Raw genomic sequence first — 20,572 nt, forward strand, 5'->3', positions numbered from 1 at the left:
ATAAGCATATATCTCCCGTTCAAACTCACTTAAAGGCAGTATATATTTCCCGTTCAAACTCACTTTGGTGAAATGGGATGTCTTGTGTCGGTCGTAAAATAACAATGTGATTACCCGTTCAAACTCACTTTTCAAAGTAGTGAGATGAATATTTCGTCACAGGCCAGGCCGCAGTTACTATGGTGTTAGGAGGATTTATGAGTCAATTTGGTGAGCAGCTGAAGCTGTACTCTGATCGGCAGCACGATGAGAAAAAGCGAACAGCTTTGGATGTTCAATATGTAAAGTCAGAGGGAAAAGATTCTTTTTTAACGCTGAATATCACGTTGGCACCCATGATGCTGGAAGGGCGTGATGTGCAGTGGGAGCAGAAAATTACGATACAACTGTCCCGGTATGAATTGACCACATTTTGCGGCACTTTATTCGGGCTTGAAAAAGAAATGCGTGCTAAGTTCCACGGCACGAACAAAAATAAAGGCTTTGTGGTTAATAACAATGGGTCTGTGGGTTGCGGCATGACAATTTCTGAAGCCGGGAACACCATGACATTCATGTTAGACCATGCTCGGCGAATAGAGCTGGGGGCTTTTGTTCTGCGTCGGCAGGCTGAAGCCTGGAAAATGTCCGCCAGTGATGTGCTGGCAATATTGCGACAGTCGGCCAGTATCAAAAAGCAGTGAGTTTGCTGAGGGGCAATTTCATTGTTTGTGCTCCGTGGGGGAGCGATATAAGGGGTAAGTGTTGAAAAAGCCATTTCTGCTTCTGGCTGGGATGCTCATGTTGACATCAGAGCTCCATGCGTCAGTCGATACGTCCGATCAGCAACAGGACTCCCGCGTTAATCAGATCGGCGCAAGCCCTGTGGAAACGCGGCCGTATTCTGAAATCAAACATCATGTCCATGATGGACCCGTCGAATTATTCCTGGTTGAGGAAGTAACTTCCGTTGACCAGTCGCTGCACACCGTCGTTATTTACGACGGAAGCCGATACGAACTGAAAGGGCAGGTGGATTGGCTCAGACCAGGAAAAGGCAAGATGCCTCCTGGTGGCTGGGCGTTCACTGTCTTCGCCTCTACAAAGGAAACCTACGCTTGCTCGCCGGAGGTGGTGCAATCTGGCACTGGTTCCTGCCTGTTATTTGTGCCTCAAAACGAAGAAACGCCATTGTAGTAATCGGGCCTGATGCGCGGATTTTACAGGCGATGATCAGGCTGGCGTTTCCACGGGCTGACAGGGGGGAAACCCCAAAGCCCAATCAGTGAAGGTGATCGGTAAACCAGGTAATTTAAGCGTACTTGGGGTAACCGGCACAGCGACCGCCACCCGTAAGGGTTTTACAAACGAGGTATCGATATGAAAACGGCAATGAAGTTTGGCCTGGCTGCACTGGTATTGATGGTGGGCGCACCGGCTATCGCCAGTGATTCAGAAAAGGTTAATTTCCATGTTCCACGCTCGGTGGCTGAGCAAGATCCGACCGGGGTGAAGAAGTTGCGGATGAACTACGCGCAATTCTATGTCAATTACCTGGGTGATGGGGAACAGCAGGAACTGAAACAACCGGTCTATTTCGAAGGTGCATATCGGTATTCACTGATCCGCGCCTTTGACGGCAATAACACGGTCATTCACCTGGCTGGAAGCAAACACGTTCTGTCTGGTTTGTCGGGAAAATTCACACCAATGCAAGCGGGAAAAAAACTGGTGGCATTACGAGACAGCGAAGACACCGTGCTGGTTTGTCAGGAGCAGGTTTTGCGCCTGAAATTCTCCAAATGCTGGCAGGTTGTTCACAGCGACCTGCCGCTGGCCGTGATCCCAGAAGAAACCGAGTGAATGCATCGTAAAGTGTTCACTTTCGATCGCGCTACGTAAAATCTGAAGGAGTTTGCGCATGATTATGGCGGAAACGTTAGAGTTACCGAGCCTAGTTGCGCTGGGTATTCTTGTTAGTTGTTTCTTTGTTTTTGTTTACTGTCACTTCATGAGCCAGAAGGATTTCTTGATGCTTCCGGCGTGTATTGGTTTTGTATTAAGTCTGACGGTGTTTGTGACTTTACGCATGCTGCCAACTGTTAACACCGATGACACAAAGCAGGCAAAACATTATGCGACAGAATGTGTGTTGTTGGAAATGGGCATACCGACTCAGTTCGGCAGAATGAACAAACTGAAATGTCACGAGGTCATCGAGCATGTTGGAACGGATTCTTACCGGTGGCATATTGCCCTGTACGAAAAACTAAAGTAGAAAGGAAAGGTATAAAAAGCTGCAATCGGCGATCGGTATGATATGCTGATGGTAACTGGAGTTGCGAGCGTGTCTGAGGGGACGCGCCGCGCGAGGGGTTCCCCCAGAGCGGGGTCAATACCAGGTAAGATGCAGTTGTCAGCCCCTGCAAAGGGGCTTTTCCTAATTAGGCGTTTTCGTAGAGATCCCAGCGGTTACCATAGATATCCTCAAAGACAACGACCTTCCCGTACTCTTCCTCTCGGGGCTCTTGGGTGAATTTCACACCTTTTTCTTTCATACGGTTATAGTCACGCCAAAAGTCATCGGTCTGCAAAAACATAAATACGCGACCACCAGCTTGATCTCCCACAAATGCACTTTGACGTTCGTTAGATGCGCGCGCAAGCAAAATGTTGCAATCACTACCGACTTCAGGTGTGACAACAACCCAACGCTTACCAGGCTGAGGCGTGTCTTCTACGAGAGTGAATCCGAGTTTGTCAGTGTAATATTCAATGGCTTTGTCATAGTCATCAACGACTAAAGCCACATAGCCGAGACATCTTTTGTGTGAACGCATTTTATCCCCAGATCTAGTTTTACGTAATCAAAAAACTCATAAAAAAGAAAGTCATTTGTATCATGAAAAATGATAGTAACTAAAGGTTATTACGATAAAAACATTTATTAATACATTGTTAACAAACATCAACTGTCGTAACACATCTATTGGTGATGAGACCATGATGAGATGATAAACATGGAAGGTACACGCGTTATCCGTGTACGAGGCATTGCCTGCTAAAAGCGCTTGGGCTTGCCATGTTCTCTTAATATCTCGTGATATTACAGAAGGTTGTCTATGAAACCCCATCCTGAACATCATCCCATTACTGAAAAATTAAAAAATCATTTTTCAAAGTTGAATAAATACTTGAAAGATGAAGCTGAATTTTTTGATGAGTCAGTAAAATTTCTAAAGTTAATTCGGAATGAATCAATTCTAGTTAAGCTTATTCAGGAAGTATTGGCTGATGAAGAATATTTAAAAGAAATAGCCTCTAATTCATACAGGCATGTAAACCATTTTTCGAAAATTGTTTTTATAAATGATACCAACCAAGAAAATTGTAGGCTCACCATGCATATCTGGAAGCCACCATATATTGAAAGCGAGTTAAGTCAAGAATTGATACATGACCACCGATTTAGCTTTGCATCTTACGTGGCTTGTGGGAAACAAGTGCATGAAATATTTGAGGAAGATGAAAGACCTTCTCTGACGAAGGTCAAGTTCCAAAAATACAAATATTTGCCCTCTCAGTCCGGTAATATTCATGATTGCTTTTTTGATAAAGATGTCTATTTGAAAGAAGTGGGCGTGCGAACTGTCGAAAGCGGAAGTGTTTACACCCTAGAAAATCAGGTAATACATAGAATAGTTTTTCCCGAGGGAGATGAGCCAATTATTTCATTCTTGGTTAGGGGGCCGAGAAAAAGGAACTTCACCTATACGTATAACACATTTTATCCCCGAAGCGGGACGGTTTCTAATGTGCCAATGTATACAGCGGCAGAGCTTAGGGAATTGTTGAAATATGTTTTGTTAAATGTAGAGGTGAAAAAATGAATCTAAGTGTGGACGTCAATGGATCTATACACGAAAAACATGGCGGTTATGATATTTTCAGACAGCTTGCTGTAAAAATAAAAGCTGATGAAATTGACGATGCCTCCTATTTTAATTGGCTTGATAGAATCCCTGAAGAGCTTGCCGAAAAATTCCCTTCAATTGAATTCAAAGAAAAGAACGGTGTAAGAGAGTTTCCACCTTTGAATACAGCCGTGTACTACGATACCGATTCATTAGACATATTGCCAACTGGAGCATTACTTAGAACGTCATGCAGCAAGCTGACCCATGCATTTTGTGCATTCAAAATGCCTGAGGATTCAACAGGAAATCGCTTGGACCGACGCCATGTTTTTGAAGGAAGAAATAAGGGGATAATTCAGTCTAGCCCTTATGGTGACGAAGCCATTGCTATCGTCAAAAATTTAATCACTAGAAAGGATATTGAACAGCCTGGAACATTTTTGAAGTCTGTGACAGGCGTTAATCCAGAGGACCTAGCTCCGGTAATGATACTACGCGGTTACCGCTCCACGTTTTATGTATTAATTGATGGTTTGGATGCTTTGAGATGTTCAATGGATCGCTCATTTGTTTTTGATGCGAGAAATGGGGCTAGGCCTGAGACAACGGAAGGTTGGAAGGGGTTTCGAGAAATTGAGATATCCTTGTATCCCAAAATATCTGATTCACTGAAGGGTGACCCACGAGTAATAGAAGTGGTGACGGCTTTAAGGGATTCATTGGTTAGTAAATTTGGTGCGGAGGTTATTCACGACATTAAATATCAGCGTGGAATGAAGCTTATTTTGTGTTGTTAATGTCGAAACCACAAAACAAAACATTACGTTAGCAAAGGAGGGGAAATGTGTGATGTCGGTTTGATGATGATAAAGCCAGAGGTCCCATTGGATTCAAGGCGACAGCTTTTCCCCTTGATTAAATACTATTTAAGTAAGTTCAATATGCACGTATTGGATAATGTATTGGTTGAAGGTGATATTTCCAAATCTATTGTTTTTGATGTGGTGTATCAAGAATTATTAAAAAATGCGACCAGTAAGCTTGAGAGGGGGTTAATAGGAAGTTATGACTTTCTAAAATTACACAGTGAATATACGGAAAGAGACCTATATGACCTATGGGTATCGCCAAATAACATTCCAAATTATTTGGTTAGGGACTGCTACTATCTGGAATTATGTGGTCTTAAAATTTTAAGCCCGTTTTTCCCTCACCAGCGATCAATGTTCATTAGTTCAACTAATCCAGCTCATATTTTTATAGTTAGGAAAAGCATCGAGTATTCTTGGCAAATATTAAAAGAACGCTTTCAGGGGAGCCCTAAACAGGATGGGAGTTTTAATGTAGGAATAAGATCATACATGAGTGAATACGGCTGGTACACGCCGACTCTTAATGGGCTTCATCTATCTGCCTCAAATGAAGAAGCTGCCAGAGAAGTTGCTGAAATGGTGAGGCTGCTAGCAAAACTAAATGGGAAAAAATATGTTTAACGACCTCATTTTGATTAGGCACGGGCAATCAGAATGGCAAGCTAATCTGACTAAATCGAAAGATAGCAGGCTAACATTGAAAGGGCGCGAACAAGCTAAACAGCTTGGCTTAAACCTGGAAAGGACGTTTGATATTGAAAATTATTTCATCATAACAAGCCCATTAGTCAGGGCGATTGAGACGGCCAAAATTGCAGTTTCTCCAAAACATCACTCATCCATTAATGTGGTCGAAGGGGTCCGCTTGGAAAACGGAAATTATCCCACGCTAAGACTATATTTTGTACAGCAGTGGAGAAGGATGAGAGACCAGCAGTTCATTAACAGGGACTCCTTTTTGCTTAAGCGGCTCAATGGTTCTTTCTATATAAACCGTATTCCAGAGTGTTATCGCCGCCGTATGTAGTGTCAGCGCCGGTGGCGTGGTAACGCTGATCCTCCCACCCCCAGATCCCTGATTTCATTCAGCCGGTGCATGAAGGATGCTCGCCCAAGGGCCTCACCCTTATTCAGCCCCGCCTGTATGCATCGGCCTAAGCCTTTATCGCAAAATCAGTCCAGCATAAACAGCGTCCGATCTCTGCAGAAAATCGCCCTCTGCGCTACGAGTTTGAACGCATTTACTCTGTTTATAGGTAACATTCGCTCCACGATATAATGATATCGGCAACGTATTCAGCATCCTGAGCATGAGTCAGAAGGTGATCCGCCTTACCCAACGAAATGAAACTCTTGGGATGCTTTGCTGCTTTGAATATTTTTTCGGCCTGCTCAATTAACACAGTATCATCTTCAGTCGCATGAAAAATAAGCAGAGGCTTGTTCATGGCGAACACCTTATGAGCGATTTTGTGTTCCTGAATATTGTCCAGCATCTGTTTCTTTAAGGTAAATACCCGCCCGGCCAGCTCAACGGGATAGGCTCCATGCTGGTTAATGTTTTCAACATCATCCTTAAAAAGACGTTTTACGTGTGTCAGTTCTCCGGGTGATCCTATGGTGACAACGGCCTTTGCCTCAGGAACTTCGCCGGCAATAGACAGAATGGCCGATCCCCCCAGGCTATGGCCGATGAGCAAAGAAGGCGCTTCGTACTGTCGGCGGAGATAATCTACCGCGCAAAGCAGGTCCGAAATATTGGATGAGAAGTTGGTGTTGGAAAAATCCCCTTCGCTGTTTCCCAGACCAGTAAAATCAAACCGGAGAACGGCGATAGCATTCTCTGTCAGTTTCCGCGCAATACGCGCCGCGCCTTTGAGGTCTTTGCCACACGTAAAACAATGAGCTAACAGCGCAAACGCTTTAGGATTTTCAGGAAGTTCAAGCAATCCGGCCAGTTCTTCACCAGCCGCATTTTTGAACGTAAATTTTAGTTTTTTCATAGGATATTCCAGGTCTTAAACTGATTTCATATGTTTGATCGCAGGGAAAAATAATCTTCTGCTCTGCATCTGGCATTACGCGTTTTCCTTCCTCTACTGGGGATGTGAAACAGAATTCATTCCGAATGCCTGTCCTCACCTTCCAGTTTGAAAGCTGATTATTGCTTCCTGTTCGGTGATCACTTACGCTATGCTACCAACTAGATGGTAGTTTACAAGAATTTTATGAGGTCTCACTGAATGACCAATTGCGCGCTCATTCTTAAAATATCCCTGGCAATGCTGGCGTTTGCTGCAAACTCTATTCTGTGCCGTCTGGCCCTGCAGGGAGGCCACATTGATCCCCTTTCATTCAGCTGCCTCAGGCTGGCCAGTGGTGCACTCGTCCTGTCACCTTTCTTGTTTTATCACGCAAAAACTACATTATCGCTGTGGCGTCCGCTGAGCGGATTTTACCTCATGGTGTACGCAGTGCTCTTCTCTGTCGCCTATATCCATCTCGATACCGGGGCAGGTGCGCTGTTACTTTTTGGTGCCGTACAGTTTGCGATGGTGATCCACGGATTATTTAAAGGGGAATCACTCTCCGTTATGCGGGCTTGCGGTTTAGTTATTGCTCTGGCAGGAATTGCTGCCCTGCTGTTACCCGGGGCGAAGGCACCGCCGCTTTACAGTGCACTTATGATGATCGCTGCCGGATTAGCCTGGGCCGCCTATTCCGTCAGGGGGAGGGCGGGCCAGGCGGCCGGGGCTTCAACGGCGGCAAATTTTGTACTCGCCACGCCGATGGCTCTCGCTCTTTCGTTGCTGTTTATGAAGCAGGGTCACTATGATGCTGCGGGCATTACTTTGTCATTGCTGTCCGGTGCCGCCGCCTCAGCCGGTGCATATGTATTGTGGTATACCCTTTTACCCTCTCTCGGCTCTATCACCGCCAGTACCCTTCAGCTCAGCGTTCCCTGTCTGGCAATGCTAGGGGGTGTGGTATTCCTGGATGAATCACTGACGGTCAGAACGATAGGTGCTGACTGGCATTGTGATGGTGACACGCGAGAAATCCCCCCGTCAGTCGATGACAAAGGCGAGAGAACCTTAATAACGCAATTAATTCATGCAGTTGTGATGATTCTCTTATGTTAATCACACGAGCCAGTTTTCCCGCTCCGGCATCAGACTGACAGTAATACTGAGGTCGACGTTTCTGACTACACGTAAGGCAGGTTTATGAAATGAAATATGATTTTGATGAGTACGTAAGCAGAGAGAAAACAGACAGTCTCACCGTGGACGGCTGGCGGGAATACCTGTTTTCGGGACAGTCCGAATTTGCAATGCGGTATCCGGCAGAAGGGCTAATCAACCTCTGGGTTGCTGACATGGCTTTTGCCACACCAGAGCCGATTCTTCAGGCCATCAGAGACCGTCTGGATAGAAAAATACTCGGCTACACTAAAATCTACGACGAAGAATACTATGAGATCTTTGGCAGCTGGTGTGAGCGACAATATGGTCACCGTTTCAAAACGGAAGACATTGTGCTGTCTCCGGGCATTATTCCCGCGCTGAACCGTCTCGTCCCGCTTCTGACCGACATGGATGACAGTATTCTTATTATGACGCCTTCATATGGCCCTTTTAAAAAGGCGGGTGAATACAGTCAGCGTCGCGTGGTGTACTCGGCGTTAAAAAAATCAGCAGGCGGCTGGGAACCTGACTGGGAAGACTTTGCACGCAAAGCCAGTCAGGCCGATTTACGTGTGAAAATTCTTTTCCTGTGTAATCCGCATAACCCGACCGGACGAGTCTGGCGGCCTGATGAACTTAAGCGGATTATTGAAATTTGCCTGGCCAATGACATCTGGGTGATATCTGACGAAATTCACTGCGACCTGTCCCGAAGCGGTATCGGTCATACACCGGCCGCCTCTCTTTTCCCTGATTCTACACGCATTATTACCTGCATGTCCTCGAGTAAAACATTCAATCTGGCCGGGAATTTGTTGGCAAATATTATTATTCCGGATCCCGGTGTCAGAAGCGAGTGGCGTCTCAGACACGACGAGTTCATCTCTCCACTGAGCCTGGCAGCAAACAAAGCGGCGTGGAGTGAATGTGATGACTGGCTTGTCCATCTGAGGGAATATATTGACGGCAATTTCCAGTACCTGCACGACTATCTCAAAAGCTATTTACCCGAAACAAGGTTCTCGATCCCCGAAGGGACGTATCTGGCCTGGATAGATATTAGCCGCTACCTGCCCGACACCGCAGGTGAGGATTTATCGCTGTATTTTGCTCGGGAGTCAGGGGTCCTTCTTGAAGGGGGCTTGCTGTTTGTCGACAATGGGGACGGATATATCCGGTTAAATCTGGCCTGCCCACGGAGTATGCTGACAGCAGGGATGAAAAGAATTTCACAGGTACTGCGGATACCGGCTCCTCATCGTGTATAACCCCTTTCTCTCTGGCTGTTTTGTCCTGTCAGGATGTCGTCAGAACCCGGCATAACACCCTGTGCCGGGAACACAAAAGGCACGGATGAACAGGTCGTGAATATTCTTAGTGAAGCCTGCTGATGACATGTCTGGCGACAAAAAAATGCCGCCCTTAAGGGGCGGCTTATGCCAGCGTCACGGGGTTATCGTCTGACCGCCATGATGCCCGCATCGACATCCCAGATAGCGCCCGTCACCCATGAGGTTTTGTCAGACAACAGGAAGAGAATAGTGTTTGCCACATCTTCGGCAGTTCCGACGCGTCCCAGCGGGTGGAAATCGTTCAGCGACTTCATAGCATCTGCGATATCCGCTTTGTCCATGAAGCCTTCGTATATCGGCGTATGAACAATCCCGGGAGACACCGCGTTGACACGAATACCCGCGCTGGCCAGCTCAATCGCCAGATTACGCGTCAGGGCATGCAGACCCGCTTTTGCCATTGAATAGGCCGAGGCCGGCGAGTCACCCAGTGCAGCCTGAGCACCAATTGAACCGACGTTGACGATAGACCCTTCGAGCTTCGCGGCGAGCATGTTCTTCACGACATCCTGTGTAATAAAGAACGTGGCTCGGTTCAGCGAAAGATACATGTCATAATCGGCAAAGCTGTGCTCGGTAAATCCTTTGGGCATGAAGATACCGGCGGCATTCACCATCAGGCTGATATCGCGATGGTGAGCATTAATTTCCTGACGGATAGTTTCCATACCTTCTTCGGTCATCAGGTTCGCCGCGATGACCGCAACCGGTCCCAGAGGGCTCAGTTCTTTTTGCACCGCTTCGGCTTTGTCTTTTTTATTCCCGGTCAGCACGACACTGCCGCCCGCTTCCAGTACCATGCGTGCCACGGCCAGGCCCATGCCGCTGGTACCGCCGACGACGAGCAGTTTTTTACCTTTGAAAAAAGTGTTCATTTTCTGACTCCATTACTGGTGGGTAAGACGTTGCCGGCAGCGTGAAACTGCCGGCGGTTGACGGATTAAATACTGCAGCCATCCGTTCCGCAGGTCTGACCCGCAGTGGCTGAAAATTCGGTTTGCTGTTCATCCCAGACCTGACGCAGGGCATTCAAAAAGTTATCTGCTGCCTGAGCCCCGCTGATGGCATATTTTTCGTTCATCACAAAAACCGGAACGCCGCTGAGGCCAATAGACTGTGCGTGGGCTTCATCGTCGGAAACGGTGGCGCGAAAATCGTCATTTTCCAGGGCGGCTTCAGCGTCAGCTTTCGGCATACCGGCTTCTATGGCCATGGCAACGAGCTGCTGACGGTCAAAGAGAGAGCGACCTTCGGTGATACTGCCATGATAAAAACGTTCTTCCACCGCGTCCGCAATTCCGGCCTTACGCGCGGCAACCAGCAGGGTGTGTGCATCTTCTGTATCACCAAACATCATGCCGTCGAAGTTGTAGATCAGACCTTCAGATTTACCGGCGGTGCCCACCTGATTCATCATCAGCTCCGCTGAATGCTGACTGCCCAGCTTTTTAACGATGGCATCCTTAAAAGGCATCGCGGGAGTACCACCGGCCAGACGGTAGCTGTGATGGCGGATCACCACCTGGTCGCGAAATTCAAAGCGATTCAGACCCTGTTCAAATCTTTTTTTAGCAATCCAGCACCACGGGCAGACCAAATCTGACCAGATATCGATGGTAAGGGTGGGTTTCAGCGTTTGCATAATGATTCCTCAAAGACGTTGGGCGGTCGGATCTCACTTATCAGAGAACCGCGACCGTATGGGATTTATTGCGCCTGCCAGACCGGGTAATCGGTATAGCCTTTTTCCGGGGAACCACTGACGCCGTAGTAGGTGGCGCGGTTACTTTCTGCCAGTGGCCAGCCGTTTTGCATTCTTTCAACCAGATCCGGGTTAGCGATGTAGGGCACACCAAATGCCACCAGATCCAGCTCATCATCTTCCAGAGCCTGCTCTGCGATATCACGGGTAAAACCGCCGGCAGCGATGATGGTGCCTTTAAACGTGTTGCGAAAACGGCGGCGGAAGCCTTCCGGAAGTGGCGCTTTGGTGTACACCGGCTGATAGTAAAGGTGTACGTAGGCCAGTTCCCGCTGACCGAGCGCGTCGGTGATGGCTGACCAGGTTTGCTCTTCACCTTCATACGGCGCGAGGTCATAAATGCGGCCGAACGGTGACAGGCGCACGGCAACGTGGCTGTTACCCACGGCTTCCGCCACGGCGTCAATGGTCTCCAGCAGGAAACGCTGACGATTTTCCACCGAGCCGCCGTATTCGTCGGTGCGGGTGTTCAGTTCGCTACTGAGGAACTGGTCAAAGATGAATCCGTTTGCCGCCATGATTTCCACGCCGTCAAAGCCGGCTTCCATCGCCAGGCGTGCGGAGTGCACGAAGTCTGCAGTGATGCGTTTAACTTCATGCGTTTCCAGCGCGCGTGGCTGGCTTGGTACAACCGGGCCAGGTTCTCCGGATTCGGTCAGCGCAAAAACGGTGGTATTGACCGCCTGAACGGTGCCCGCTGAAACCGGCGCTATGTGGCCTGGCTGAAGAGAGACGTGAGACATACGGCCGACGTGCCAGAGCTGCGCGAAAATACGGCCACCTTTGGCGTGAACCGCTTGTGTCACCTTACGCCAGCCCTGGACGTGTTCGTCGTTGTAGATACCAGGGGTATAAAGGTAACCCCGGCCTTCTTCTGAAACCGGCATCCCTTCGGTGATGAGCAGGCCAGCAGAAGCACGCTGTGCATAGTACAAAGCCACGACCTCATCCGGCACGTCATTCATGGTGCGGGTGCGGGTCATCGGTGCCATGACTACACGGTTTTTTAACGCCAGGCCAGACAGATTGTAGGGGGTGAAAAGCTTACTCATCGTATACCTCACAAAAAACAAAAAGGAGTATCCCGGCAGGGATTTGCACAGCCCGGCAGTATCATCGACTGGACGTCGCGCACTGGAGTTGCATAAACATCTGATGGGTGGCAATATACCAACCATCTAGTAGGTAGGTCAATGGGTGTGTCGTATTTTTTTGTCATAACGCAGCCATTTCTGAATTGTCACTCATTTTGCGAGGTCATCACCATGCGTACATTAACAGCTTATAACGAAGATAATTTCCGCCAGATAGAGCAGTACAAAGGAATATCGGTGGTACGTTTCTCTGCACCCTGGTGTCCGCCCTGTCAGGCCAGCGAAGAAATGTTCAGTCAGTTTGCAGACCGGCTCGATAGAGATATTCAGGTGGGGAAAGTCAATGTAGATCAGGCGCCGGTGCTGACAACCAAATACGAGATCTGGGGGCTGCCGTCTGTGCTGATATTTCATGAAGGGCAATTAGTTAAACGCATACCGGGTGTGAAACCTGCATCGGTATATGCTCAGGCTATTGCGGACATAAAAAAAGGGCAGTAATGCCCTTTTAACGTGGAATTTATTAATGCTTAACCGCGTGCCTGACCGACGGCATCCAGAGTGCGGGCTGAATAAATGACCGCCGCGCCAGCGTTGAGGTTAATCGCCACGCCCAGCGCTTCAGCAATTTCAGCGTCGGTTGCACCGGCTTTCACAGCTGCGTCGGCGTGAAAAGCAATACAGCCGTCGCAGCGGGTTGTGACTGCGCACGCCAGGGCAATGAGTTCACGCACTTTTGCGCCCAAAAGGTCAGTTTTGTTACCTGCGTTGCCCAGGGCAACCACGCCTTTCATGGTCTCGGGGGTCAGTTTGCCCAACTCGCCTAAACGTTGCATTAACTCTGAGCGATAGTTGTTCCAGTCCAGCATAGTGTCATTCTCCTGAATGAGGGGTATTAAGAAGCAGTTTTATATACTTAAGGCTGTTGGCGAAGACTTCGGGCCTGGCCGTTGCATGCGCCACTACGCTTGAGCCTTCACAGACATTAATGATCATCAAAGCAATATCTGATGGTTCGGCATGGGATGAAAACTCACCTGACTCCATGCCCGCCCTGACGACTTTTGTGAGCCACTCGATTTGCATATCGAAATAAAGTGATGTCTGTACAGTAATTGCCTGAGGCAGATTGGCGGTCTCTGCTGACAACGCACAACACAGTGGCAGTAGCGAAGCTTTATGGCTTTGCGCGAAGATATCGATGTAAGCCGCAATTCTTCTCTCCGCGCTTTTCTCAGTCGCCTCTATCTGCTCAAATACGCGTTGTGTATCAGAGAACGCCTGTATTACCACCTGCTCACCCAGAATATCTTTGGTCGGGAAATGGTGATGAATACTGGCCTTGGTGATACCCACTATTTTTGATAAATCAGCATAGCTGAATGCTGAATACCCTTTTTCGCGCATCAGGTGTTCTGCTTCGCTGAGCAGCCGTTCCCGTGTCATGGTTGTCATAATTACTCCATATAATCTACTAGTTGATAGATTATATTGTTGCTATTTTTCCGTAGCAAGTTGTATCACTGACTCAGTATCGTGCAGAACTGAACGTCACTGCCATCCTGCATTCTGAATGGCAGCATTACATCTCTGACATCACGCCAGGCGTGTAATCATTTCAACCGGATTAGCCAGAGTATCGTGGATTGGCGAATTCTTTTGCATTTCGCTGACCAGCGCTTCTAACTCCTCGCGACTAGCGGTCTTGCTCGTAAGGTGAACATCGACGCGAATAGATTTCGCACCTTTACGCACGTTGCTGTCCAGCCCAAGGAAGCCGTTGAGGTTGATATCGAAATTAAGATCCAGCTCGATACCGTCCAGGTCGATCCCTTTTTCAGCAGCCATCATGGTAAGGGTGGCGGTATAACAGCCAGCCAGCGCCTGCATGATGTATTCAGTCGGGCTCATGCCGGTATCGGTGCCGAGTAAACCTGCGGGTTCATCACCGATATTAGAAAATTTCCCCACACGGCTGGTATCGATAACGCCGTTCTGGATTGTGGCGCCGGTCTCTGTGCGAACGGTTAATCCGCCGCTGGAACGGGCTTTCATCTGGAAAGTCAGGTTACCCAGGCCAGGCTGGCTGCGAACTGCTTCACGGGTATTGTGGATCGCAGCTGCGTCTGCAGAAGGTTTAACGGTAGTAGACATAATGGCTCCTGTAATTTCTTGATAAAAGGTATAGCTGGTGTAATCATTATCAACCATCTAGTTGGTAGATTAATATCGCGAACCTCTTCTGTCTACTCTTTTATAAAAAATAGGGGGAAAAGAACCCAGCAGGCTGTTTTATTTCATAATAACCATTTGATTTTTTTATAATCTTCCCAGCCGCTCACTCTTGCAGCAATCCAGCCTTTACCCGAAGGATAGTCTGGCGGGTGGTATTAAATTCCCGGGCAATAGCACTGATACTGATGCCAGCATTTAGGCGCTCTGTCACTGTTTGCTTTTGTTCCTCGCTCAGGATGGGGGGGCGACCGAAGCGTTTTCCAGCCGCTTTTGCCCTCGCAATACCTGAATACGTTCGCTCAAGCAGCAAATCCCGCTCAAACTCCGCTACAGCAGAAATTACCTGCATAGTCATTTTTCCGGCCGGACTGGTCAAGTCAACGCCTCCGAGTGCGAGACAATGAACGCGAATATCTAAAGCCGCCAGTTGCTCTACTGTTTTTCGGATATCCATCGCATTACGACCCAGACGGTCAAGTTTGGTGACAATCAGTACATCCCCATTTTCCATGCGATCTAGCAACCGGATAAATCCGGGGCGTTCGCTGGCAGCAACCGAGCCACTGATATGCTCCTCAATAAGTCGTTGGGATCTGATGGCAAAACCCGCCGCTTCAATTTCACGACGCTGGTTTTCTGTGGTCTGTTCCAGAGTTGAGACCCTGCAGTAGGCAAAAACACGTGACATGGGAAACTTTCCGTACGAAATGGATGTCCGAATTATAACGTGTGTCCGAAATTAATTTCACTAAGTTTCGGACATGTGCTGTAAGTGGTGTACGAAACCGACCAGTTTCGGTCAGTGTGAAGTGATAACTCAAATCAACTATATGCAGAGGAAGCATTTATGCCACGGAGACAAATACTCAGTAGTGAAGAAAAAGAACGCTTGTTGATTGTGCCGGATGATGACGTATTTCTGACGCGCATGTGCTTTCTGAGTGAACATGACCTCGCGCTCATTAATAAACACCGCAGGCCAACTAACCGTCTGGGCTTTGCAGTTTTACTCTGTTATTTGCGAGGACCAGGGTTTCCTCCGGACAAAAGTATTTCACCTCACGACGGTGTTGTCTCCCGCCTGGCCGCTCATTTGAAACTTCAGCCTGATTTGTGGGCTGAGTACGCCTCAAGAGAGGTCACCCGCTGGGAGCATCTGGCTGAACTCTACCGCTACCTGGAATTATCCCCCTTTAGCCGGGCGCAACAAAAAACCTGTATTCGCCACCTTTATCCCCACGCCATGCGGACAGACAGAGGTTTTTTACTCGCGGAGGAAATGCTCTCCTGGCTCCACAATAATAAGGTTATTTTCCCCTCTGTTGAGGTGATCGAACGAACCCTGGCTGAAGCAACAACGCTTGCCGACAGGGCGGTTTTTTCTGCGCTGACCGCTCAGCTTGAACCGGGACAAAAAACGGCACTGGACCGTCTGCTGGTATCTGAGGGGGAACAACCTTCACGACTGGCCTGGCTGCTTCAGCCTCCGGGGAAAATAAACGGCAAAAATGTCCTGCAACATATCGATCGGTTAAATGCGATAGAGTCGCTGGCACTGCCTGACGGTATTGCGCTTTCCGTTCATCAGAACCGGCTCCTGAAACTCGCACGCGAAGGCAGGAAAATGAGTAGCCGGGATCTGGCAAAATTTACGGATGTTCGCCGTTATGCCTCGCTGGTTTGTGTCATATCAGAAGCCAGGGCCACCCTGACTGACGAAGTTATTGATCTGCACGAGCGTATTCTGGGCAGTCTGTTCAGCAGGGCAAAACGCACGCAGGCCGAACGACTCCAGCAAACGGGAAAGCTGATTCAGAGTAAGCTGAAGCAATATGCTACCGTCGGGCAGGCATTACTTAACGCCAGAGAATCTGGCGAAGATCCCTGGGCTGCAATAGAAGACGTCCTTCCCTGGCAGGAATTCATCAATAGCGTGGAAGAGACGCGGTTCCTGTCACGTAAGGACAACTTCGACCCATTGCATCTGATCACAGAAAAATACAGCACGCTGCGTAAATACGTCCCCCGGATGCTGTCCGCGTTGCAGTTCAGGGCAGCCCCCGCCGCAATGAAGCTTAGTGATGCGCTGGATACCGTCAGAGAGATGTATCGAAAGCAACTCCGAAAAGTACCGTCTTCCGCGCCAACCGGGTTCATCCCGGAAAGCTGGAGAAAGGTTGTGATCACGTCCAACGGCATTGACCGAAAATATTACGAATTTTGCGTGCTGAATGAGCTGAAGGGAGCTTTACGTTCAGGTGACATCTGGGTGAAAGGATCTCGTCGCTACAGGAATTTCGATGATTATTTGATCCCGTCTGGCGATTTTGAAAAATCACTCCGGGATAACCAGTTACCTCTCGCTATTCCAACCGATTGCCATGAATACATCGAGAACCGTATGACGCTTCTGGCATCGCGCCTGGAGGAAGTGAATGCAATGGCGCTGGCCGGTGATTTGCCCGATGTTGATATCTCGGATAAAGGCGTCAAAATTACCCCGCTAGATAACAGTGTCCCTTCAGCAGCATCCCCCTTTGGTGATCTGGTTTATGGCATGCTGCCTCACCCTAAAATTACTGAAATACTGGATGAAGTGGATGGCTGGACGGGTTTTACCCGCCATTTCACCCACCTCAAAAATAATCACGTCAGACCTAAAGACAGAAAGTTGTTACTGACCACCATCCTGGCCGATGGCATCAACCTTGGGCTGACAAAAATGGCCGAATCCTGCCCGGGAACGACAAAATCGTCACTTGAGGGCATTCAGGCCTGGTACATCAGAAATGAAACTTATTCAGCCGCACTGGCCGAGTTGGTCAATGCCCAGAAAAAACGACCTCTGGCGGCATTCTGGGGCGATGGAACAACGTCATCGTCTGACGGACAGAACTTTCGGGTAGGGAATCATGGGCGTTATGCGGGTCAGGTCAATCTGAAATACGGTCAGGAGCCAGGCGTGCAGATTTATACGCATATTTCGGACCAATACAGCCCGTTTTACACCAAAGTCATCAGCCGCGTGCGGGACTCAACACATGTTCTTGATGGTCTGCTGTACCACGAAACCGATCTGGATATTACAGAGCATTACACCGATACCGCAGGCTTCACTGAGCATGTATTCGCGCTAATGCATCTGCTCGGATTCGCTTTTGCGCCAAGGATCAGGGACCTTCATGACAAACGGCTGTTTATTCATGGAAAAGCGGACTTGTATCCGGGGCTTCAGTCAATCATCTCCTCAACCAGCCTGAATCTTAAGGAAATTGAAACCCACTGGCGTGAGGTACTGCGTCTGGCAAGTTCTATAAAGCAGGGAACGGTAACAGCATCACTGATGATGAAAAAGCTGGCCAGCTATCCGAAACAGAATGGTCTGGCAAAGGCTCTGAGGGAGATTGGCCGCATCGAAAGGTCATTGTTTATGCTGGACTGGTTCCGGGATCCTTCCCTACGTCGACGAGTACAGGCAGGGTTGAATAAAGGTGAGGCCCGCAATGCCCTTGCGCGAGCAGTCTTTATGCACCGACTGGGGGAAATCAGAGACCGGGGACTGGAAAACCAGAGCTACCGGGCCAGTGGGCTGACATTGCTGACTGCGGCGATTTCACTGTGGAATACGATATATATAGAAAGAGCCATTGATGCTCTGAAGAGAAAAGGGATTCCGGTAAATGAACAGCTTATTGCTCATCTGTCCCCGTTGGGATGGGAGCACATAAATCTGAGTGGGGATTACGTCTGGCGAACAAATCTCAAGCTAGGACAGGGTAAATACCGCTCATTACGCTCAGTGGATAGTGGCCTGTACAAAAAACAAGCTTAGCGTAGGATATTTTCCGTTTTCCAAGCGGACCCCTCGAAGGATTTCAAGAGGCGTCATTCCATGTGAGGAGCCAGCTTAATTTTCCTAAAAGTTTTTACCCTTCGTCTGACTCCGTAGCCAGTACAGAGTATCTGGAGTTCAAAAAACATCTAAAAATCACGCTCTTGGATGTGTTATCGAAGCATAAAAAAGTAATGATCTTCACTCATGGGGGAGTAATCAAAACTATATTTCGTATTTATTGTGGAACAGATTCCGTTTGTTGTGTCATTGATAATTGTTCAATAACTCAATACCAAGATAGTGAAAGTGGCTGGTTGCTTAGTAAGGTTAATTCCAAATGTTAGCAATTCATGATTTAGTTATAGTATCTACGGTGCTTTTCTGCTCGGTATGTCAATCAATCATAGGTGTTGGGTTGATAATGATCGGATTGCCAACGCTTGTACTGTGTGGCTTTGCTTTTGAGTACGCACTTACAATTTGTTTGCCTGGCTCAATGCTGATAAATACATTTCAGGTAATCAATCAAAGGGAAAGCTATACCAGAAACGATGTAGATTCTTATATTGTAATGGCTGTTCTCTACATGGTTTCCCTTGTTGTATTAAATCATTACTTGGGGATAGGCTTCAGTAAGTTACTTGCTGGCTCAATCCTTTTAACAACAGGATTGGTTGGTTTTAATAAGAATATTAGAGAACGTTTTCTTGGTTTTGTGCGTGATAACTCAACGAAAGCAAGCTTAGGTATTGGGGTTATCCATGCGATCTCAAGTTTAGGTGGCTCTTTACTATCATTAACTGGATCTGCAAAATACCAAAAAGGTGGGGATGCAAGAAGATTTATAGCAGGTGGGTATTTGACACTGGAGATGATTCAACTTGGGTACTATATCATAAAGGGTGTTGATTTTAGCCATGTTGGTTTCTCAGTTCTCGCTGCGCCAATATATTACCTGTCCTATCGGTTCATTACACCATATGTCAGCGATGGATGGTTGCGAAACTTTATCTTTGGCGTGATTTCTTTGTATGGAATCCTTCTGCTAATCCAATCAACAAGGTAAAGCATTTAATGAACGACTTACTCGAAAGATATGTTGGGCATGAAGTTGGAGTTTCATTCTTCAACAGGAAAGTGGCTGGTTTTGTATTGGTCGGTTACTCTAATGGGATTCTAAGATTAAAAGATAGACAAGCGCAGCATTTTGTTCCCTACCATGCGATAGTTAGGGTTGTAGAGCAACAGTCCTTTCAGGAGGAGAAGGGGTTCTGGAAGCCTCGGAAATTCGCTCTACTAATTTACATATCACAAATTAGCTATGCAATAAGCACCTACTAAGAAGAAAAAAATCCACGAGCAAAATGCCGCACTAATCATGCGGCATTTTTATTCTATTTAAACTTCTCAATAATATACGTCAGTATCGTTTTCGAAAAATTAACAAACAACAATGCATCAGCTGAATCCAGTAATTTTCCACCGGGATGGGATAAAGTTGAGTGATTTCGAACGTTATTAAATTGTACGAAAAATTGAGAAAATGACCTCAGTAATTTGTAAGCATTATCATCATTAGTGAGATTGTTTTTTTGTTTGTAGTTTTCTAGTAAACACTTGAACAATTCATCAACCCTTGGATCCTTGCTATTACAATTTAAACCTTGCTCGTCACACATTTCTTTTAAGTGGCCGTGAAAAGCTGTATGAAACCGGTCAACGCAATTTTCAGGGGAACCTGCTTGGATTGCTTTTTCAGCTTCACGTAAAGCAGCAAAAACTTTTTGACTCGAACTTTGTAAGTTAGGGATTGGGATTTCTTCAACAGTTTCATCGTCATCATCAGATAAGAAACTTTCAACCCGGTCATACAGATTGGGGGCGCTTTTTCGGATTGTGTACTCTATATTGCCAGCTTCCCAAATGTAGGGAAGATTATCAGCACACAAAATCTCTCCCATAATAAAATTACAGTTTCCTTGGAGGCTATCATTTTTCCATGAGAAATCGTTTATAATACGCCCACTTTCCAATAAGTCTTCTCTATCACAGTTAACAAGAAGCTCTTCAACCTGACCGGGATTCATATCCATCATTGCTTTGGCAAATTGAATCTCATCTTTTCTATCGAACTCTATTTCCTTTGGCATGTCCATTTCCTGATAATAAATTTTGTCATTAAAGCATACTCAAACTTATAAATAAATTTTTCATGCAAGATACATTCTAAACCAACATACAATAAGGGGTATAACCCTATGCCCCGGCGCTTCGCTTGGGGCAAACCCCAGTCCGAGCTCTATTCCCGCCGTCCCGCGATAATATGAAAGCCCGCCTG

25 protein-coding genes and 1 pseudogene are annotated in these 20,572 nt (G+C 47.4%); 15 read left to right on the forward strand and 11 right to left on the reverse strand.

Annotation, left to right across the window (positions count from 1 at the left end):
* The first annotated feature begins 197 nt into the window (after window positions 1-197).
* The 4 genes from PR725_RS18855 (at window position 198) to PR725_RS18870 (ending at window position 2,257) form a co-directional block, all read left to right on the forward strand.
* On the forward strand, window positions 198-683 hold the full coding sequence (locus tag PR725_RS18855; RefSeq protein WP_272570035.1) for a hypothetical protein: 486 nt from the start codon (window positions 198-200) through the stop codon (window positions 681-683).
* Window positions 684-744: 61 nt separating this feature from the next.
* Window positions 745-1,176, forward strand: a complete 432-nt coding sequence (locus tag PR725_RS18860) for a hypothetical protein (protein ID WP_131680271.1) — start codon at window positions 745-747, stop codon at window positions 1,174-1,176.
* Window positions 1,177-1,359: 183 nt separating this feature from the next.
* Window positions 1,360-1,842, forward strand: a complete 483-nt coding sequence (locus PR725_RS18865; RefSeq protein WP_272570037.1) for a hypothetical protein — start codon at window positions 1,360-1,362, stop codon at window positions 1,840-1,842.
* A gap of 58 nt (window positions 1,843-1,900) precedes the next feature.
* Complete coding sequence (locus tag PR725_RS18870) at window positions 1,901-2,257, forward strand: hypothetical protein (RefSeq protein WP_272570038.1); 357 nt, start codon at window positions 1,901-1,903, stop codon at window positions 2,255-2,257.
* A gap of 166 nt (window positions 2,258-2,423) precedes the next feature.
* Here PR725_RS18870 and PR725_RS18875 read toward each other — a convergent pair whose 3' ends face one another.
* Complete coding sequence (locus PR725_RS18875) at window positions 2,424-2,819, reverse strand: VOC family protein (protein WP_272570039.1); 396 nt, start codon at window positions 2,817-2,819, stop codon at window positions 2,424-2,426.
* Window positions 2,820-3,101: 282 nt separating this feature from the next.
* Here PR725_RS18875 and PR725_RS18880 point away from each other — a divergent pair, with 282 nt between their 5' ends.
* From PR725_RS18880 to PR725_RS21900, 4 genes are read left to right on the forward strand one after another with little or no spacing between them, the layout of a single operon-like run.
* A complete protein-coding gene (locus tag PR725_RS18880; protein WP_272570041.1) occupies window positions 3,102-3,869 on the forward strand; it encodes a hypothetical protein in 768 nt (255 codons plus the stop codon).
* The gene (locus PR725_RS18885) at window positions 3,866-4,693 is read left to right on the forward strand and encodes a hypothetical protein (RefSeq protein ID WP_272570042.1); all 828 of its coding nucleotides are present in this window, start codon (window positions 3,866-3,868) and stop codon (window positions 4,691-4,693) included. The genes PR725_RS18880 and PR725_RS18885 overlap by 4 nt, the downstream gene beginning before the upstream one ends.
* Window positions 4,694-4,738: 45 nt before the next feature.
* Window positions 4,739-5,389 (forward strand): hypothetical protein, encoded by a 651-nt coding sequence (locus tag PR725_RS18890; protein ID WP_272570043.1) that lies wholly within the window; start codon window positions 4,739-4,741, stop codon window positions 5,387-5,389.
* A complete protein-coding gene (locus tag PR725_RS21900) occupies window positions 5,382-5,795 on the forward strand; it encodes a phosphoglycerate mutase family protein (RefSeq protein ID WP_442959439.1) in 414 nt (137 codons plus the stop codon). Before PR725_RS18890 ends, PR725_RS21900 begins: the two co-directional genes overlap by 8 nt.
* On the opposite strand, the pseudogene PR725_RS18900 reads toward PR725_RS21900, so the two are convergent.
* Window positions 5,679-5,992 (reverse strand): annotated as a pseudogene (locus tag PR725_RS18900) (Tn3 family transposase); the annotation flags it as partial. The gene PR725_RS21900 and the pseudogene PR725_RS18900 overlap by 117 nt on opposite strands.
* Window positions 5,993-6,018: 26 nt before the next feature.
* A complete protein-coding gene (locus PR725_RS18905; protein WP_004729622.1) occupies window positions 6,019-6,771 on the reverse strand; it encodes an alpha/beta hydrolase family protein in 753 nt (250 codons plus the stop codon).
* 240 nt (window positions 6,772-7,011) lie between these two features.
* On the opposite strand from PR725_RS18905, the gene PR725_RS18910 reads away from it, so the two are divergent.
* On the forward strand, window positions 7,012-7,911 hold the full coding sequence (locus PR725_RS18910) for a DMT family transporter (RefSeq protein ID WP_442959440.1): 900 nt from the start codon (window positions 7,012-7,014) through the stop codon (window positions 7,909-7,911).
* 89 nt (window positions 7,912-8,000) lie between these two features.
* Window positions 8,001-9,224, forward strand: a complete 1,224-nt coding sequence (locus PR725_RS18915) for a MalY/PatB family protein (protein WP_023287190.1) — start codon at window positions 8,001-8,003, stop codon at window positions 9,222-9,224.
* Between the two features lie 185 nt (window positions 9,225-9,409).
* On the opposite strand, the gene PR725_RS18920 is transcribed toward PR725_RS18915, so the two are convergent.
* The 3 genes from PR725_RS18920 to PR725_RS18930 all read right to left on the reverse strand — a co-directional run bounded on the left by PR725_RS18920 (window position 9,410) and on the right by PR725_RS18930 (window position 12,122).
* Window positions 9,410-10,183 carry an SDR family NAD(P)-dependent oxidoreductase gene (locus tag PR725_RS18920; RefSeq protein WP_004729618.1) on the reverse strand — a complete coding sequence of 258 codons (774 nt, stop codon included), beginning with the start codon at window positions 10,181-10,183 and terminating at the stop codon, window positions 9,410-9,412.
* A gap of 65 nt (window positions 10,184-10,248) precedes the next feature.
* A complete protein-coding gene (locus PR725_RS18925) occupies window positions 10,249-10,950 on the reverse strand; it encodes a DsbA family oxidoreductase (RefSeq protein ID WP_272570044.1) in 702 nt (233 codons plus the stop codon).
* 65 nt (window positions 10,951-11,015) lie between these two features.
* The gene (locus tag PR725_RS18930; protein WP_272570045.1) at window positions 11,016-12,122 is read right to left on the reverse strand and encodes an alkene reductase; all 1,107 of its coding nucleotides are present in this window, start codon (window positions 12,120-12,122) and stop codon (window positions 11,016-11,018) included.
* A gap of 213 nt (window positions 12,123-12,335) precedes the next feature.
* Between PR725_RS18930 and PR725_RS18935 the strand changes: the two genes are divergently transcribed.
* Window positions 12,336-12,665 carry a thioredoxin family protein gene (locus tag PR725_RS18935; RefSeq protein WP_002431133.1) on the forward strand — a complete coding sequence of 110 codons (330 nt, stop codon included), beginning with the start codon at window positions 12,336-12,338 and terminating at the stop codon, window positions 12,663-12,665.
* 29 nt (window positions 12,666-12,694) lie between these two features.
* Here PR725_RS18935 and PR725_RS18940 read toward each other — a convergent pair whose 3' ends face one another.
* The 4 genes from PR725_RS18940 to PR725_RS18955 all read right to left on the reverse strand — a co-directional run bounded on the left by PR725_RS18940 (window position 12,695) and on the right by PR725_RS18955 (window position 15,087).
* Entirely contained in the window at window positions 12,695-13,033 is a 339-nt protein-coding gene (locus PR725_RS18940; RefSeq protein WP_000888080.1) for a carboxymuconolactone decarboxylase family protein, read from the reverse strand.
* Between the two features lie 4 nt (window positions 13,034-13,037).
* Entirely contained in the window at window positions 13,038-13,619 is a 582-nt protein-coding gene (locus PR725_RS18945; RefSeq protein WP_000210409.1) for a TetR/AcrR family transcriptional regulator, read from the reverse strand.
* A gap of 141 nt (window positions 13,620-13,760) precedes the next feature.
* Window positions 13,761-14,318: an OsmC family protein gene (locus PR725_RS18950; protein ID WP_000108589.1), complete on the reverse strand. Its 558-nt coding sequence runs from the start codon at window positions 14,316-14,318 to the stop codon at window positions 13,761-13,763.
* A 184-nt stretch (window positions 14,319-14,502) separates the two neighbouring features.
* Entirely contained in the window at window positions 14,503-15,087 is a 585-nt protein-coding gene (locus PR725_RS18955) for a recombinase family protein (RefSeq protein ID WP_012695450.1), read from the reverse strand.
* A gap of 159 nt (window positions 15,088-15,246) precedes the next feature.
* On the opposite strand from PR725_RS18955, the gene PR725_RS18960 reads away from it, so the two are divergent.
* The 4 genes from PR725_RS18960 to PR725_RS18970 all read left to right on the forward strand — a co-directional run bounded on the left by PR725_RS18960 (window position 15,247) and on the right by PR725_RS18970 (window position 19,575).
* Window positions 15,247-18,231 (forward strand): Tn3 family transposase, encoded by a 2,985-nt coding sequence (locus PR725_RS18960; RefSeq protein ID WP_272570046.1) that lies wholly within the window; start codon window positions 15,247-15,249, stop codon window positions 18,229-18,231.
* A gap of 62 nt (window positions 18,232-18,293) precedes the next feature.
* Window positions 18,294-18,578 carry a histidine phosphatase family protein gene (locus PR725_RS21905; RefSeq protein ID WP_442959441.1) on the forward strand — a complete coding sequence of 95 codons (285 nt, stop codon included), beginning with the start codon at window positions 18,294-18,296 and terminating at the stop codon, window positions 18,576-18,578.
* The gene (locus tag PR725_RS18965; RefSeq protein ID WP_272570047.1) at window positions 18,572-19,300 is read left to right on the forward strand and encodes a hypothetical protein; all 729 of its coding nucleotides are present in this window, start codon (window positions 18,572-18,574) and stop codon (window positions 19,298-19,300) included. The genes PR725_RS21905 and PR725_RS18965 overlap by 7 nt, the downstream gene beginning before the upstream one ends.
* An 8-nt stretch (window positions 19,301-19,308) precedes the next feature.
* A complete protein-coding gene (locus PR725_RS18970; protein ID WP_272570048.1) occupies window positions 19,309-19,575 on the forward strand; it encodes a hypothetical protein in 267 nt (88 codons plus the stop codon).
* Between the two features lie 53 nt (window positions 19,576-19,628).
* Here the strand turns inward: PR725_RS18970 and PR725_RS18975 are convergent, their stop codons facing one another.
* Entirely contained in the window at window positions 19,629-20,384 is a 756-nt protein-coding gene (locus tag PR725_RS18975; protein ID WP_272570049.1) for an abortive infection family protein, read from the reverse strand.
* Window positions 20,385-20,572 lie beyond the last annotated feature (188 nt).

Origin of the sequence: Providencia sp. PROV255, assembly GCF_028478065.1 — a bacterium.
GTDB classification, from domain to species: Bacteria; Pseudomonadota; Gammaproteobacteria; order Enterobacterales; family Enterobacteriaceae; genus Providencia; species Providencia rettgeri.

Excerpts from the sequence above, each read along its gene's own strand:
- PR725_RS18930 (WP_272570045.1), bottom strand. The coding sequence starts at position 12,122 with ATGAGTAAGCTTTTCACCCCCTACAATCTGTCTGGCCTGGCGTTAAAA.
- PR725_RS18955 (WP_012695450.1), bottom strand. The coding sequence starts at position 15,087 with ATGTCACGTGTTTTTGCCTACTGCAGGGTCTCAACTCTGGAACAGACC.
- PR725_RS18975 (WP_272570049.1), bottom strand. The coding sequence starts at position 20,384 with ATGCCAAAGGAAATAGAGTTCGATAGAAAAGATGAGATTCAATTTGCC.
- PR725_RS18965 (WP_272570047.1), top strand. The coding sequence starts at position 18,572 with ATGTTAGCAATTCATGATTTAGTTATAGTATCTACGGTGCTTTTCTGC.
- PR725_RS18870 (WP_272570038.1), top strand. The coding sequence starts at position 1,901 with ATGATTATGGCGGAAACGTTAGAGTTACCGAGCCTAGTTGCGCTGGGT.
- PR725_RS18925 (WP_272570044.1), bottom strand. The coding sequence starts at position 10,950 with ATGCAAACGCTGAAACCCACCCTTACCATCGATATCTGGTCAGATTTG.
- PR725_RS18910 (WP_442959440.1), top strand. The coding sequence starts at position 7,012 with ATGACCAATTGCGCGCTCATTCTTAAAATATCCCTGGCAATGCTGGCG.
- PR725_RS18875 (WP_272570039.1), bottom strand. The coding sequence starts at position 2,819 with ATGCGTTCACACAAAAGATGTCTCGGCTATGTGGCTTTAGTCGTTGAT.
- PR725_RS18865 (WP_272570037.1), top strand. The coding sequence starts at position 1,360 with ATGAAAACGGCAATGAAGTTTGGCCTGGCTGCACTGGTATTGATGGTG.
- PR725_RS18890 (WP_272570043.1), top strand. The coding sequence starts at position 4,739 with ATGTGTGATGTCGGTTTGATGATGATAAAGCCAGAGGTCCCATTGGAT.
- PR725_RS18915 (WP_023287190.1), top strand. The coding sequence starts at position 8,001 with ATGAAATATGATTTTGATGAGTACGTAAGCAGAGAGAAAACAGACAGT.
- PR725_RS18950 (WP_000108589.1), bottom strand. The coding sequence starts at position 14,318 with ATGTCTACTACCGTTAAACCTTCTGCAGACGCAGCTGCGATCCACAAT.
- PR725_RS18940 (WP_000888080.1), bottom strand. The coding sequence starts at position 13,033 with ATGCTGGACTGGAACAACTATCGCTCAGAGTTAATGCAACGTTTAGGC.
- PR725_RS21900 (WP_442959439.1), top strand. The coding sequence starts at position 5,382 with ATGTTTAACGACCTCATTTTGATTAGGCACGGGCAATCAGAATGGCAA.
- PR725_RS18880 (WP_272570041.1), top strand. The coding sequence starts at position 3,102 with ATGAAACCCCATCCTGAACATCATCCCATTACTGAAAAATTAAAAAAT.
- PR725_RS18855 (WP_272570035.1), top strand. The coding sequence starts at position 198 with ATGAGTCAATTTGGTGAGCAGCTGAAGCTGTACTCTGATCGGCAGCAC.
- PR725_RS18960 (WP_272570046.1), top strand. The coding sequence starts at position 15,247 with ATGCCACGGAGACAAATACTCAGTAGTGAAGAAAAAGAACGCTTGTTG.
- PR725_RS18905 (WP_004729622.1), bottom strand. The coding sequence starts at position 6,771 with ATGAAAAAACTAAAATTTACGTTCAAAAATGCGGCTGGTGAAGAACTG.
- PR725_RS18945 (WP_000210409.1), bottom strand. The coding sequence starts at position 13,619 with ATGACAACCATGACACGGGAACGGCTGCTCAGCGAAGCAGAACACCTG.
- PR725_RS18935 (WP_002431133.1), top strand. The coding sequence starts at position 12,336 with ATGCGTACATTAACAGCTTATAACGAAGATAATTTCCGCCAGATAGAG.
- PR725_RS18885 (WP_272570042.1), top strand. The coding sequence starts at position 3,866 with ATGAATCTAAGTGTGGACGTCAATGGATCTATACACGAAAAACATGGC.
- PR725_RS18970 (WP_272570048.1), top strand. The coding sequence starts at position 19,309 with ATGAACGACTTACTCGAAAGATATGTTGGGCATGAAGTTGGAGTTTCA.
- PR725_RS18920 (WP_004729618.1), bottom strand. The coding sequence starts at position 10,183 with ATGAACACTTTTTTCAAAGGTAAAAAACTGCTCGTCGTCGGCGGTACC.